12 protein-coding genes are annotated in these 13,369 nt (G+C 75.3%); 3 read left to right on the top strand and 9 right to left on the bottom strand.

The genetic code is table 11. From position 1 onward, the window contains the following. Positions 1 to 12 precede the first annotated feature (12 nt). The 4 genes from AB0L45_RS23550 to AB0L45_RS23535 all read right to left on the bottom strand — a co-directional run bounded on the left by AB0L45_RS23550 (position 13) and on the right by AB0L45_RS23535 (position 4,253). Positions 13 to 696 carry a response regulator transcription factor gene (locus AB0L45_RS23550; RefSeq protein WP_365842959.1) on the bottom strand — a complete coding sequence of 228 codons (684 nt, stop codon included), beginning with the start codon at positions 694 to 696 and terminating at the stop codon, positions 13 to 15. After that, the gene (locus AB0L45_RS23545; protein ID WP_365842957.1) at positions 693 to 1,592 is read right to left on the bottom strand and encodes a histidine kinase; all 900 of its coding nucleotides are present in this window, start codon (positions 1,590 to 1,592) and stop codon (positions 693 to 695) included. The genes AB0L45_RS23550 and AB0L45_RS23545 overlap by 4 nt, the downstream gene beginning before the upstream one ends. A gap of 85 nt (positions 1,593 to 1,677) precedes the next feature. Beyond that, entirely contained in the window at positions 1,678 to 2,856 is a 1,179-nt protein-coding gene (locus AB0L45_RS23540) for a serine hydrolase domain-containing protein (protein ID WP_365842955.1), read from the bottom strand. Positions 2,857 to 3,041: 185 nt separating this feature from the next. Continuing rightward, positions 3,042 to 4,253: a PAC2 family protein gene (locus AB0L45_RS23535; protein ID WP_365842953.1), complete on the bottom strand. Its 1,212-nt coding sequence runs from the start codon at positions 4,251 to 4,253 to the stop codon at positions 3,042 to 3,044. A gap of 604 nt (positions 4,254 to 4,857) precedes the next feature. Between AB0L45_RS23535 and AB0L45_RS23530 the strand changes: the two genes are divergently transcribed. Both AB0L45_RS23530 and AB0L45_RS23525 read left to right on the top strand, forming a co-directional pair. Then, positions 4,858 to 5,874, top strand: coding sequence for an aldo/keto reductase (locus AB0L45_RS23530; protein ID WP_365842951.1), 1,017 nt, complete (start codon positions 4,858 to 4,860; stop codon positions 5,872 to 5,874). A 152-nt stretch (positions 5,875 to 6,026) separates the two neighbouring features. Next, positions 6,027 to 6,422 carry a hypothetical protein gene (locus AB0L45_RS23525; protein WP_365842949.1) on the top strand — a complete coding sequence of 132 codons (396 nt, stop codon included), beginning with the start codon at positions 6,027 to 6,029 and terminating at the stop codon, positions 6,420 to 6,422. 92 nt (positions 6,423 to 6,514) lie between these two features. On the opposite strand, the gene AB0L45_RS23520 is transcribed toward AB0L45_RS23525, so the two are convergent. The 5 genes from AB0L45_RS23520 to AB0L45_RS23500 form a co-directional block, all read right to left on the bottom strand. Next, positions 6,515 to 7,186: a FadR/GntR family transcriptional regulator gene (locus tag AB0L45_RS23520; RefSeq protein WP_365842947.1), complete on the bottom strand. Its 672-nt coding sequence runs from the start codon at positions 7,184 to 7,186 to the stop codon at positions 6,515 to 6,517. Positions 7,187 to 7,359: 173 nt separating this feature from the next. Continuing rightward, a complete protein-coding gene (locus tag AB0L45_RS23515) occupies positions 7,360 to 8,685 on the bottom strand; it encodes an amidohydrolase (protein WP_365842945.1) in 1,326 nt (441 codons plus the stop codon). Then, a complete protein-coding gene (locus AB0L45_RS23510) occupies positions 8,682 to 9,437 on the bottom strand; it encodes a purine-nucleoside phosphorylase (protein ID WP_365842943.1) in 756 nt (251 codons plus the stop codon). The genes AB0L45_RS23515 and AB0L45_RS23510 overlap by 4 nt, the downstream gene beginning before the upstream one ends. 142 nt (positions 9,438 to 9,579) lie before the next feature. Continuing rightward, positions 9,580 to 10,911 (bottom strand): acireductone synthase, encoded by a 1,332-nt coding sequence (mtnC, locus tag AB0L45_RS23505; protein WP_365843277.1) that lies wholly within the window; start codon positions 10,909 to 10,911, stop codon positions 9,580 to 9,582. Between the two features lie 26 nt (positions 10,912 to 10,937). Further along, a complete protein-coding gene (locus AB0L45_RS23500) occupies positions 10,938 to 11,534 on the bottom strand; it encodes a cupin (RefSeq protein WP_365842941.1) in 597 nt (198 codons plus the stop codon). 301 nt (positions 11,535 to 11,835) lie between these two features. Between AB0L45_RS23500 and AB0L45_RS23495 the strand changes: the two genes are divergently transcribed. Next, positions 11,836 to 13,332, top strand: coding sequence for a GMC family oxidoreductase N-terminal domain-containing protein (locus AB0L45_RS23495; RefSeq protein WP_365842939.1), 1,497 nt, complete (start codon positions 11,836 to 11,838; stop codon positions 13,330 to 13,332). Positions 13,333 to 13,369: the final 37 nt, after the last annotated feature.

Raw genomic sequence — 13,369 nt, 5'->3', positions numbered from 1 at the left:
CGGTCTCCGGCGTCACGGCGGGCCGGGCGCGGCAGGCGGAACGATTCCGGCCTCGTGGGCGACGACGGCAGCGGCGGCCCGGTTGTCCATGTCCAGCCGCGCCAGGATCGAACTGACATGGGCCTTGACCGTCCCCTCCACCACCCGTAGCCGCTGGGCGATCTGACCGTTGGACAGCCCGCCCCCGAGGAAGGCCAGCACCTCCCGCTCCCGGGCGGTCAGCGCGCGGACCCGGTCACGGGCGGCGGCCCGCCGCCCGGCCTGGGAGCCCGCGCCGCTCGCCGCGAGGTGCGCGACGACGCGGGCCGCGATCTTCGGCGGCAGGTAGGCGGCGCCGTCGGCCACCGCGCGGACCCCCGCGATCAGGTCCGCCGGGTCGCCCGACTTGACCAGGAAGCCGGCCGCGCCGCAGCCGAGCGCCCGCAGGATGTGGTCGTCCTCGCCGAACGTCGTCAGCATCACGACGCCGGTGGCCGGCACCGTGCCGCGGATCTCGGCCGCCGCCTCGATGCCGTCGGTGCCCGGCATACGGATGTCGAGGACGGCCACCGCGGGGCGGTGGCGCCGGGCCTGCTCCACGGCGTCGTGGCCGTCGACGGCCTCGGCGACGACGTCGATGTCCGGGGCCGTCGCGAGCACGGCGCGCACCCCGGCGCGGACCATCGCGTCGTCGTCGGCGATCAGTACCCGGATCACCGGACGCTCACGGAACGGTCCTGCCGCACGCGCGCGGGCGGCGCGGGGGCCCGGCGGCGGGGGATCCGTGCGACGACCGCGAAGCCACGGCCGTGGGGACCGCACGAGCCATAGGAACTGTACGGGCTGTACGGGCTACACGGGCGGTACGGACCGTACGGGTTGCACGGGCCGTACTGGAAGGTGCCGCCCGCCGCCCGCACCCGTTCGCCGAGACCGGTGAGGCCGCGGCCCCCGCCCGGCGGGAGGGCGGTGGCCGGGCGGGACGGCGGGCCGTTCGCCACGAGCACCGTCGTCTCCGTGGGCGTGTGCGTCACATGGACGGTCGCCCGCGCGCCGGGCGCGTGCTTGACGATGTTGGTCAGCGCCTCCTGAACGACGCGGTGGAGGGCCTGCTCGGCTTGCGCGGAAAGGCCGTCCGCCGCGCCGTCGACACGCAGTTCGACCGGGAGGCCGGACCTGGAGGCCTCGGCCGTCAGGTGCGCGAGACCGGACCCCGGCGGTCGAGCCGGCGCGGCACCGGCCCCGTCCCGCAGGACTCCGACCACTTCCCCGAGGTGCTCCACGGCCGCCGCCGCCCGGTTCCTGATGTCCGCCGCGGCGCGCCGGTGGCGCTCGTCGAGCCCGGACGCGAGGGACAGCGTTCCGGCGCGCAGGGCGAGCAGGCTGAGGTCATGGCCGAGCACGTCGTGCATGTCCTGGGCGATACGGGTCCGCTCGGCCAGCCGTACTCGGTCGGCGACCGCCCGGAGTTCGCGCTGCCGGTGCTCGGCCCGCTCCCGGCCCGCGCGGGTGAGCCGCCGGCGCCGGTGCCGGCTCGTGCCCGCGAGCCAGGAGAGCAGCGTGGCGCCCGCCACCACGCCCGTCACGGCCACCACACCGAGACCGTTCGTCATCGCCGTCTCCATGATCCCCCCGATCAGAAGCCCGGGCCGCCCGCTCCGGGCGCGCCTGGAGCGGGCTCGGCGGCTTTCCCCCTCCTCAGCGCCTGCCCGGCGCGAGGGCGGCCTGGACGATGCGGGCGGCCACCGGGTTCGTCGTCTCGCTCTTGGCGTCGACCGCGTTGACGGAGTACACCAGGGTCCGGGAGAGGTCCCGGGTGGCCACCATGAAGGTGTTGTAGCCGGGCCGGGCGCCGGTCTTGCCCCAGGCGACCCGCCCGTCACCGACGTCGTAGCGCTGGAGCCCCGCGCTCAGCCGGGCGCCCTCGATGTTCGGAAGCGTGAACATCTCCCGCTCCAGCAGCGGCTGGGGCACCAACCGGCCCTGGAACAGCGCGAAGAGGAACTTCTCCAGGTCGGCGGTGGTGGTGATCATGTCTCCCGCCGCCCGCTGGGCCGACATGTTCCACTCGGTGGCGTCCACCACCTCGCCGCTCGCCAGCCGCTGGTACCCCCGGTGGTGCGGGCCGTGGATGCGCGGGTCGGTGCCGCTGGGGAACGAGGTGTGCCGCATGCCGGCGGGCTTGAGGACATGGACGTACGCCTGGTGCTCGTACGTGTCGCCGGTGACTTTCTCGATCAGCATGCCGAGGACGGTGTAATCGATGTTGTCGTAGCGCTGCTTCTTGCCCGGGCCTTCATCCGGCCCCCGGTAGGGGCCCTTGGCGACGGACGCCGCGACCACGGCGCGGGGCGTGAGGGTCCGGAAGCGGTTCTCGTAGCCCTCGGCGTTCACCGGCCCGAGGGACGCCCCGGGCTGCAGCCCGCTGCTGAAGGTGAGCAAGTGCCGTACGGTGATGGGCTGGAACGCGTCGGTCAGCAGACCGGGCAGGTACTGCTGGACGGTGCCGTCCAGATCGATCTTCTTCTCGGCGGCGAGCCGGAGCACGATCGCCGAGGTGACCACCTTGGTGGTCGAACCCGCCCGGAACCGGGCGTTCTCCAGGGGGCCGCGCCGGGTCTCCAAGGAACGGACCCCGGCGCTGCCCTGCCACGTCTCCCGCCCGCCCACGCGCACCAGCGCGGCGGTCGTGTCCCGGTCCGGCAGCCCGCGCAGCGCCTGTCGGAGCGCTTCGGTGTCCAGACCGGCCTGCCGCGAGGACGCCGCCGACTGCGCGCCGGACGTCCCCGGCGGAGGAGCGGCCGCGGCCGCCGGTGCGGCAACGGCCCCGGTGGCGAGGGCGGCGATCAGGACGGCGGCACGAAGGCGCGTACGCAAGGGGCACTCCGAGGGAAGGCGAGCCGGGGCTCGTCCGTACGAGGACGCTGATCAGCCTTCCGTAAGCGCGCGGGCCCGGGATCGCCGACGAGGAGGAGCCCGCCCCGGCTCCGCCTTAGGGGACGACCCGGAGGCCGCCCCCGGGGCCGCCCCCGAGGCAGCTCCCGATGCCGCCCCCGATGCGGTCAGTCCTCGCAGCCGTCCGCCGGGCCGTCGCCCGGGCTCTGGGAGTCCGGCTTCCGGGCGTCCGGCTTCCGGGCGTCCGGGCCCTTGGCTTCGGAGCCCTGCGCTTCCGGATTCTTGGCATCCGGAGTCTTGGACTCCGGACTCCTGGCATCCGGACCCTTGGGCTCCGGGCCGCCGGGTTCGCGGTTCGGCTCCCTGGGCTCCCTCGGCTCCTTCGAGTCCCTGGGCTCCTTCGGCTCCTTCGAGTCCTTGGGGGCCGGCTTCGGTGGGCGGGTGCGTCCGCTCGTCGTGTCGCGCAGGTACGAACCGTCGCGGCCGTCGGCGACCCCGCCCTCGGTCGCCAGCCCGGGCCCGGCCTGCGGATCCCGGCGCCGCAGATAGCGCTCGAACTCCCGGGCGATGGCCTCGCCCGACGCCTCCGGCAGTTCCGCGGTGTCCCGCGCCTCCTCCAGCGACTGGACGTACTCGGCGACCTCGCTGTCCTCGGCCGCCAGCTGGTCCACGCCCAGCTGCCAGGCGCGCGCGTCCTCGCTCAGCTCGCCCAGCGGGATGCGCAGGTCGAGCAGGTCCTCCAGGCGGTTGAGGAGCGCGAGGGTCGCCTTCGGGTTCGGCGGCTGCGAGACGTAGTGCGGCACCGCGGCCCACAGGCTGACCGCGGGAACGCCCGCGTGGGTGCACGCCTCCTGGAGGATGCCGACGATGCCGATGGGGCCCTCGTACCGGGTCTCCTCCAGGTCCATCGTGCGGGCCAGGTCCGGGTCCGAGGTGACACCGCTGACCGGCACCGGCCGGGTGTGCGGGGTGTCACCGAGCAGCGCGCCCAGCACCACCAGCATCTCCACGCCGAGCTCGTGGGCGAAGCCCAGGATCTCGTTGCAGAACGAGCGCCAGCGCATGCTGGGTTCGATGCCGCGCACCAGCACCAGGTCGCGCGGCTTGCCCTTGCCGTTCGCGTCGGCGATCCGCACGACGGAGAGCCGCGTCGTGGGCCACGTGATCTTGCGGACGCCGCCGTCCAGCCAGACGGTGGGACGGTTGACCTGGAAGTCGTAGTAATCCTCCGCGTCCAGCGCGGCGAACACCTCCCCCTTCCACTCCCGGTCCAGATGCGCGACCGCGGCGGAGGCGGCGTCGCCGGCGTCGTTCCAGCCCTCGAACGCGGCCACCATGACCGGGTCGATCAGCTCGGGAACTCCGTCGAGCTCGATCACCCAGCGCCTCCTTCCGACCGGCGCCGCCTCCTCGGGACGGTCACCGGCAGCAGTTCCATTGCGTGCGCTCCCAGCCTACGGCGTCCGTGGGACCGTGACGCAGCCCCTGTGCACGAACGAGTGTGCATACATCCGACGTGTTCGGATTCCGTCCGTCCCGGCCGCCCGCCGCCGTCCACGGCCGGCCGGGCCCCGCCGCGTCCGGGTTCGGACCCTGGTCGGGCAACTGCCGCGCGTCCCCTGGACGGTGTGCGGCAGCGGCGCCCTACATCGGAGGTCCGGGAAAGGTCCGATGTCCGTCCGCCCCTCGCCGGAGGCGTACGTATGGCCGTCACCGCACCCGCCACGGGCGTCGAGGTCCCCGACGTCAGCGCGGCCGCCGCCACCGCCCACTTGGCATCCCCGGCGGCCTCCGGCATCTCCGGCGGCCTCCGGCTGCACCGGCACCTCTCTCGCGGTCGACGGCGGCACGGAGGGACTGCGGCTCCGCCCCGCCCCTGAGAGCCTGGGTCACACCCCCGGCCGGGCGCCCTCCGCCCGGCGCGCGCCGGACGACGGACACTGTTCCGGCCGGGGCTGTGACACAGGCTCTGAGGAGGCCGCGATGGCGTACGTACCGCACGGGCGACGGCGACTGGGGCGTACGGGCGTGACCGTGCCGCCCCTCGGGCTGGGCTGCGCGCCCCTCGGCAACCTCTACCGGCCACTCACCGAGGACCGCGCCCAGCGCACCGTGCGCGCCGCCCTCGACGCCGGCGTCCGCCACTTCGACACCGCCCCGCACTACGGCCTCGGCCTGTCCGAGGAGCGCCTCGGCCGCGCGCTCGCCGGGCGCGACCGCGCCTCGTACGTCCTGTCCACCAAGGTCGGCCTGCGGCTGCGGCCCCTCGCGCCGGGCGAGGCGGTGGACGGCCAGGGCTACACCGCCACCCCGGCGCGCGCCCGCGTCCGGGACCTCACCCGCGACGGCATCCGCCGTACCCTCGACGCCTCCTTGGAACGGCTCGGCGTCTCCGCCGTCGACATCGTCTACCTGCACGACGTCGAGGGCCGGGCCGCGGAGGTGTACGCGTCCGGCTTCCCCGCCCTCGCCGATCTGCGCGCCCAGGGCGTGGTCGGCGCCGTCGGCTTCGGCATGAACCACAGCGCCCCGCTGGCCCGGTTCGTCGCCGACCTCGACGTGGACGTGGTGCTGTGCGCCGGGCGCTGGACCCTGCTCGACCGTTCCGCCTTCGACGACCTGCTGCCGGTGTGCGTGCGCCGCGGCACGTCGGTCGTGGTCGGCGGCGTCTACAACTCGGGGCTGCTGGCCGATCCGTCCCCCGGGGCGCCGTACGACTACGCGCCGGCTCCGGCAGCCCTGGTGGAACGTGCCCGGCGACTCGAATCGGTCTGCGCCGCGTTCGGCGTACCGCTCAAGGCCGCGGCGCTCCGCTTCCCCTTCGGTCATCCCGCCGTGGCCGGAGTCCTGGTGGGCGCCGCGTCACCGGAGGAGGCCCGGGAGAACGCCGGCCTGTTCACGTACGACATCCCCGACGCCCTCTGGCACGCCCTCACCGACCAGGGCCTCCTCGCCCCCGACCTGCCGCTGCCCACCAGCGCCCCGGAAGCCCGCCCCTGACCGGCAGCCCCGGCTCCGCGCCCCTGCCCGCCCGCGTCGACGCCCGCCCCTCCTGGCAGCCGTGCCACCGCAGCCGGCCGACCTCCGCACCGAAGTGGCCACCCTCCAGAAATGCGGTTCCGATCTGTCCGTCCGGGTGGTCGACTCCGGACATGAGTCTTTCGGTCGATGTGTTCGTGATCAGGGCGGACGGGGGCAGGGACTGGCTCGACGTGCCGCCCGGTACCTCGGACCTCGCGGGCTTCGAGAGCTGGCGCCGGACGGTGTGGGGCTCTCCGGTCGTGCGGTCGCTGGGGGCGCGGTTCCTGCCCCGGCCGGCCGACTCCGACTGTGACGTGCAGCCTCACGAGGTGGGCGAGTTCGCCGAGGAGTGCCTGTTGCTCCGCGCGCATCTGGAGACGATCGTACGGGCGGTGCAGGGGGCCGACGGCAGTGCGCCGCCCCGCACGTACGAGGCCCTGCTTCAGGTGCTGGGGCAGCGGCTGGACAACATCGTCGACGCGGCCCGTCGCGCCCGGGAAGCGGGCGGCGGGGTGATCGTCTGGTGACGCGTCGCCGATCCCGTACGGGGGTGTGGCTCGTCGCCCGAGCCCTGCCCACCCCGTATGGGGCCCGCCGTCGGGGCGCCGAAGGCGACAGATCACAGCGTCGAGCGCAACCACTGCTCCATGCCGGTGATGTGCACCGTCGCCCAGGCCCGTGCCGCCTCCGCGTCCCGGTCGCGGAGGGCGCCGAGGATGGCGCGGTGTTCGGTGAGGGTGCGGCTCACCGTGTCCTTCTGGGGGAGGGCGCGCCGGACGCGGGCCCGGGTCGTCGGGCCCGAGAGGCCGTCGAGGAGGGAGGAGAGTACCGAGTTGCCGGCGGTGGCCGCGATCCGGCGGTGGAACTCCAGGTCGCAGGCGACCAGCTCCTCCACCGGGGGGTACGGGCCCAGGGCGGTCAGCCGGCGTTCCAGGTCGTCGAGTTCGGCCGGGGGGATGCGGGTGGCCGCCATCGCGGTGGCGGCCGGTTCCAGGATCCGGCGTACGGCCAGGAACTCCAGGGCCGTGTCGTCGCGGTGGAAGTCCACCACGAAGCTCAGCGCTTCGAGGAGGAGCTGCGGGTCCAGGCTGGTGACGTAGGTCCCGTCGCCCTGGCGTACGTCCAGGATGCGGATCAGCGACAGAGCCCGTACCGCCTCGCGCAGCGAGTTGCGGGACAGGCCCAGGTCAGCGGCGAGTTCGCTCTCCTTGGGCAGCCGGTCGCCCGGCCGCAGGGCGCCGGAGACGATCATCGCTTTGATCTTCTCTATGGCCTCGTCCGTGACCGCCATGTCCGGACCCTCCCCGCCTCGCACCGCCGCCGGACGCCCGCAGACATCCGATGTCTGCGCCATTATGGCCGCGGAGGCGCGGCTCCGGGAGGCTGTGCGTCCCCTGTGGCGGGGGTGGGGGCGGGGTGAACTCCCGGGCCGCGCAGGTCACATGGTGATGGCTGGGTGGGGGCTCAGACGGCCCGGACCAGTGCCTCCGCGTCGGCGGTCACGGCCGCCTCGTCCAGCGTGGTCAGCCGCCGGCCGCGCATCAGCACCCGGCCGTCGACGACCGTGTCCCGGACGTCACCGGCCCGCGCCGAGTACGCCAGCGTCGACCACGGGTCGTGCCGGGGCGCCAGGTGCATGCCGCCCAGGTCGAGCACCGCCAGGTCCGCGCGCTTGCCCGCCTCCAGCGAACCGAGCTGCCCGCCCAGCCCCAGGGCCCGCGCGCCCTCGATCGTCGCCATGCGTACGGCCTGCTCGGCGCCGACCGCCGTGGGGTCGCCGCCCGCCTTGTGCACCAGCGCCGCCATGCCCAACGCGCTCACCATGTCCAGGGAGTTGGAGCTGACCGCCCCGTCCGTGCCGAGCCCCACCCGGACGCCCTGCCGCAGCAGCTCCGGAACCCGGGCGACACCGCAGCCCAGCTTGAGGTTGGAGACCGGGCAGTGCGCGACGCCCGTACCGGTCGCGGCCAGCGCGGCGATCTCGGTGTCGGTCAGTTCGACGGCGTGCGCGAGCAGCGTGTCCGGGCCGAGCAGGCCCAGCGACTCCAGCAGTTCGACGGGCCGCTTGCCGTGCTGTTCGCGTACCGTCGCGACCTCGGCGGCGTTCTCCGCGGCGTGCAGGTGCAGCAGCGCGCCGTACTCCCTGGCCAGCGCCGCGATGGCGGTGAGCTGCGCGGTGCCCAGGGTGTAGGCGCTGTGCGCGAAGACCACCGGGCGGGTGCCGGGGGAGGGGCGGTGGGCTTCGAGGTACCGGCGGGCCCAGTCCATCCGGTTCCCGTACGGCATCCGGTCGGGCGGCCCCGGCACGTCCATGAACGTCGGGCCGGACAGCAGCCGCCAGCCGGCGTCCCGCGCCGCCCGTTCGGCCGCCTCGTGGAACCAGTACATGTCCAGGGCGGTGGTCACCCCGCCCCGTACGCTCTCCGCGACGGCCAGCCGCAGGCCCGCGGTCACGGCCTGCGGGGACAGCAGCGCGTTCTCCCGCGGCACCACCCGGCCCAGGAAGCCCTGGAGGTCCACGTCGTCGGCGTGGCCGCGCAGCAGCGTCATCGCCAGGTGGGTGTGGGTGTTGACCAGCCCGGGCAGGACCAGGCAGCCGGTGGCGTCGATCTCCTCGGCCGGGCGGTGGGCGGCGCGCAGTTCCGCGGCCGGGCCCACCGCGACGATCGCGCCGTCCCGTACGGCCACCGCGCCGTCGGGCAGTACGGTGCCCGCGTCGTCGACGGTGAGCACCGTGCCGCCGTGCACCAGCAGGTCCACCGCGGCCTCCGTGTCGTGCACCGCGCTCACCGGGCCTCCTCCGCCAGCGTCCGCAGGGCCTCCAGCGCGACGACGGAGCCGCGCGCCACGCCGTCCGCGACGGCGTCCCGGTACGGGTCGTAGCCGCCGGTGGCCGCCTCGTCGACCAGTTCGTCCGCGTTCACGCCGTCGATCACCAGCACCGCGCCGGCCACCAGCCCGCGCAGGCCCGCCGTCACGAACAGCGCGGACACCTCCATCTCTATCGCAGCCACGCCCGCCGCGGTGTAGGCCGCCACCGGCAGCGGCAGCAGCCCCGGCTGGAACGCCGCGCGGGTCCACACCACGCCGCGGTGGTACCGCGCCCCGGCGTCCGCCGCCGCGCCGGCCAGCGCCAGCACCGCTTCCGGTGCCGCCACGGCCGGGTACTCCGGCGGCACCAGCTGCTGCGTCACCCCGTCGTCGCGGACCGCCGCCTCGGCGATCACCAGGTCACCGTCGCCGACCCCCGGACGTATCGCCCCGGCCGTCCCGAGGCGTACGAAGGTCCGTACGCCCGCGTCGGCCAGCTCCTGGAACAGCAGCACCGCGCCGGGCCCGCCCACCCCGTGCGAGGCGACGACCACCGGCAGGCCCTTCCAGCTGCCGGTGAACGTGCGGTACTCGCGGTGGTACGCGATCTCCGCGGCGTCGTCGAGCAGCTCGGCGACGGCGGCCGCGCGGGCCGGGTCGCCGACCACGACGGCCTGGGGCGGCAGCCCGCCGCGCGGCAGGCGGGCGAGCGGGGACAGGTCTGGGGTCACGGGACGGCTCCAGTGGCTCGGCCGGATGGCCCGGGGCGGGACACCACGGACGGGACGGCGGTCGCCCCCAACCTACGGGCCCGGCTCGGTACGCCCGCAACGTGGTCCCGTACGCGGCAGCGACCCGCCCCGCGCGCTCCGTTCAGCCCCGCTCCGAGGCCAGCTCCAGCTCCAGCAGCCACTGCACGACCTCGGCGTGGTGCCGGGCCTGGAGCAGGTCGGCCCCCCAGACGTACAGCCCGTGCCCCGCCACCACCACCGCCGGCATCCGCGGCTCCCTCGCCTCCGCCAGGCGGTCCCCGAGCACGTCCATGTCCTGGCTGTTGGCGACGACCGGCAGCCGCACCGCCGGCCCGTCCGCCGGCTGCCCCAGCCCCTTGAGCATCTCCAGGTCCCGGAAGACGATCCCGCCGGGCCGGCGCCGTCCCATCGCCACGGCGGCGACCGTGTGGACGTGCACCACCGCGCCCGCCCCGGTCAGCCGCACCACCCGCGCGTGCAGCCCGGCCTCCGCCGACGGCCTGCCGGCCCCGGCCGCCGAGCCCTGCGTACCCGCGACGGCGGCGCCCCGGCCGTCGACCAGCACCACGTCGTCCGCGGTCAGCTCGCCCTTGTCCCGCCCGCTCGCGGTCACCGCCAGCCGCAGCGGATCGCGCGTCAGCACGACCGACAGGTTGCCGGACGTGCCGCGCATCCAGCCGAGCGCGGCGAACCGCGCGGCCTCGGCGGCCAGCCGGGCCCCGGCCCGCCGCACCTCGCCGGTGCCGGCGCCCGGCACCTCCCGCGCCCCGGCGGCCGTACGGATCTCCAGCTCCACGAAGGACGCCACCTCGGGGTGGCCGCCCACCCCGCTGTCGTAGTACGGCTCCCCGGGCCGCCGCACCCCGGCCGTGTGCCACCCCGCCGCCCGCGCCGCGTCCAGCTCCCCGGCCCGGTCGGACAGGAACAGCACCCGCTCCGGCGCGGCCCCCAGGTCCGCCGCGATCGCCACGTACGACGCCCGCTCCAGCTTGGGACCGGCGTTCTCCGTGTCGTGGTACCCGTCGACCAGCGGCCGCAGATCGCCCTGCGGACTGTGCCCGAACCACGCCCGCTGCGCCGCCGCCGACCCCGACGAGTACACGTGCAACCGCACACCCGCCGCGTGCCACTCGCGCAGCCGGGGCACCACGTCCGGGTAGAAGTGCGAGACCAGCTCCCCGTTCGCGAAGCCCTCGGCCCACACGATGCCCTGCAGCGTCTTCAGGGGCGTGGCCTTGCGGTCCTCGTCCAGCCACGCGCCGAGCACCCGCTCGATCCGGGCCGCGTCGGCGTCCGGCTCGCCCAGCAGCACCCGCACCTGCTCGACGGCCCGCCGTATCTCCGGTTCCGCGGCCCGCTCGGTCAGCAGCCGCCCGAACCGGCCGCGGGAGTACGGGTACAGCTCGTCGACGACGAAGCCGGTCGCGCTCGTGGTGCCCTCGATGTCGAGCACCACGTGGTCCACGTCGAAGGTGTGGCTCACGCCGCGCCCCGTTCCGCCCGGCCGGCCGTCAGCGTGTCGAAGTCCGGGAAGCGCAGCGCGATGTCGTCGCCCGTGAACGTGCCGATCCAGCCGTCCTCCTCGTGGAAGAAGCGCAGGGCCGTGAACGACGGCCGGGTGCCCATGTCGAACCAGTGGGTGGTGCCCCGCGGCACGCCCAGCAGGTCGCCCTGCTCGCACAGCACGGCGTGCACCTCGCCGCCCGTGTGCAGGTAGAACACCCCCGACCCGGCGACGAAGAAGCGCACCTCGTCGTCGTCCTCGTGGGTGTGCTCGGCGAGGAACTTCTGCCGCGCCGCCCGCGCCTTCTCCGGCCACGCGGGGTCGTCGCCGGGATGCAGGGACGCCACGTCCACCGTCACGAAGCCCTCCTCGGCGGTCAGTGCGGCGATCTCCGTGCGGTACGCCGCGAGGACGTCCGCCGGCTCCGCGTCCGGCGCCACGTCCGTACGGACCGGCCACTGCTCGTAGCGCACGCCGGCCGGTGCCAGCGCCGCGGCGATCTCCGCGGGCTCGGACGTGCGCCGCAGTACGGTCTCCGGGCCGCTCTCCGGCCAGGTGGTCAGCAAGGTCATGGGGCTCTCCAAGGTCGGTGTCGGGTCCGGGGACGCTCGGTGACGGGTCTGGAGAAACGGGCGGGGCAGGGGCCGGGAGACCGGCCGGGCCCTCTCCCGGGCGATGCTAGTGCGCCGGTCCGCGGCCGGACCCCGGCGTTTCACGCCCGGCTGCCGTCCTCGCCGGCGGAGCCCGTACGCGTACGTGTGTGATCTCCGCCCGGCGGGTACCTCAGGGAGCCGGACCCGCGGCGCGGCCGGCGGTCCGAAGCAGGTGGAGGCAGCCGGGCGGTACGCCGGGAAGGCAGGCGGGACAGCGGACATGGGTACCTGGGACGTGATCATTGTCGGCGCGGGCTCGGCCGGAGGGGTACTGGCCTCCCGGCTGTCCGAGGACCCCGCACGGTCCGTACTGCTGCTGGAGGCCGGACCGGACCACGGCAGTTCGCCCGACGGCCTGCCCGACGACGTGGCCACCAGCCCCGCCGCCACCCACAGCCACGACTGGGGGTACGTCAGCGAGCCCGGAGCCCTCGGCAGGACCGTCGCCCTGCCCCGCGGCAAGCTCGTCGGCGGCTCCTCGGCGATCAACTCCGCGATCGCCCTGCGCGGGCACCCGCGGGACTACGACGCCTGGGCGGCGCAGGGCAACGACGGCTGGTCCTTCGGTGACTTCCTGCCCAGCCTGCGCCGCGTGGAGCGGGACCTGGACACCGGGCCGCCCTGGCACGGCACGGACGGCCCGGTCCCCGTACGGCGGTACGGCGCGGACGAGACCAACCGGTGGCAGCGCGCCTTCCACGACGCCTGCACCGCTCTCGGCCACCCGCCCGTCACCGACCACAACGCCCCCGGCGCCCGCGGCGTCGGCCCCGTCCCGGTCAACCGGGTCGGCGGCGTCCGGCAGAGCACCGCCCTGACCTACCTCGCCGCGGCGCGCGAGCGTGCCAACCTCGCCGTGCGCGGCAACATCCTCGTGGACCGGGTCGAGGTGCGCGACGGCCGGGCGGTGGGCGTGCGGCTCGCCGACCCCGGCCGTACGGTGCTGCCCGCCCGCCGGGTGGTGCTCGCCGCCGGGGCGTACGGCAGCCCGCCGGTCCTGCTGCGCTCCGGCATCGGCCCGGCCGGTCACCTGCGCGACCTCGGCATCCCGGTGACGGCCGACCTGCCCGGCGTGGGGGAGAACCTCCGGGACCACCCCGCGGTCACCCTCACGTACGCCGTCGACGCGCCGCCGCCCGGCCCCCGCGACCCGGTGCTCCAGACCTTCCTCACCTGCGACGTCAGCGGCGAGGACGGCCCACCCGATCTCCAGGTCTTCCCCTCGGGCCCCGAGACGGACGAGGACGGGACGACCGTGCTCACCCTGTGGGTGGCCCTGCTGCGGCCGTCCTCCTGCGGCCGGCTGCGGCTGCGCTCCGCCGACCCCCGCGACGCCCCGCGCATCGACGTGGGCTTCCTGCGCGAACCGGAGGACGCCCGCCGCATGGTGACGGGCATGCGGCTGGCCCGCTCCCTCGCCCGTACGGCGCCCCTGTCCGGGCTGCTCCGCGAGGAGCGCGCGCCCGGCCCCACCGTCACCACCGACGACCAGCTCACGCACGCCCTGCGGCAGACCGTCACCGGCTACCAGCACGCCGCCGGAACCTGCCGGATGGGCCCGGCCGGGGACCGCGGCGCGGTGGTCTCCGCCACCGGCGCCGTACACGGCGTCGAGTCCCTGCACGTCATCGACGCCTCCGTGATGCCGACGCTGCCCGCCGCCAACACCAACCTCACCGCCATGGCCGTCGCCGAGCACTGCGTACAGAGGTTCTGAGCCCGGACACGCCGAAGGGCGGCTCCCGCTCCGGGAG

It is taken from the genome of Streptomyces sp. NPDC052496 (assembly GCF_040679095.1).
Lineage (GTDB): Bacteria > Actinomycetota > Actinomycetes > Streptomycetales > Streptomycetaceae > Streptomyces.
Note: the sequence above shows the minus strand (reverse complement) of the source record. Positions and strands in the feature narration are given on the sequence as shown.

What these genes read in the sequence shown, in the direction of transcription:
- AB0L45_RS23530 (WP_365842951.1), top strand. Translation starts at nt 4,858, where the DNA reads ATGGCGTACGTACCGCACGGGCGACGGCGACTGGGGCGTACGGGCGTG.
- AB0L45_RS23545 (WP_365842957.1), bottom strand. Translation starts at nt 1,592, where the DNA reads ATGACGAACGGTCTCGGTGTGGTGGCCGTGACGGGCGTGGTGGCGGGC.
- AB0L45_RS23500 (WP_365842941.1), bottom strand. Translation starts at nt 11,534, where the DNA reads ATGACCTTGCTGACCACCTGGCCGGAGAGCGGCCCGGAGACCGTACTG.
- AB0L45_RS23495 (WP_365842939.1), top strand. Translation starts at nt 11,836, where the DNA reads ATGGGTACCTGGGACGTGATCATTGTCGGCGCGGGCTCGGCCGGAGGG.
- AB0L45_RS23520 (WP_365842947.1), bottom strand. Translation starts at nt 7,186, where the DNA reads ATGGCGGTCACGGACGAGGCCATAGAGAAGATCAAAGCGATGATCGTC.
- AB0L45_RS23525 (WP_365842949.1), top strand. Translation starts at nt 6,027, where the DNA reads ATGAGTCTTTCGGTCGATGTGTTCGTGATCAGGGCGGACGGGGGCAGG.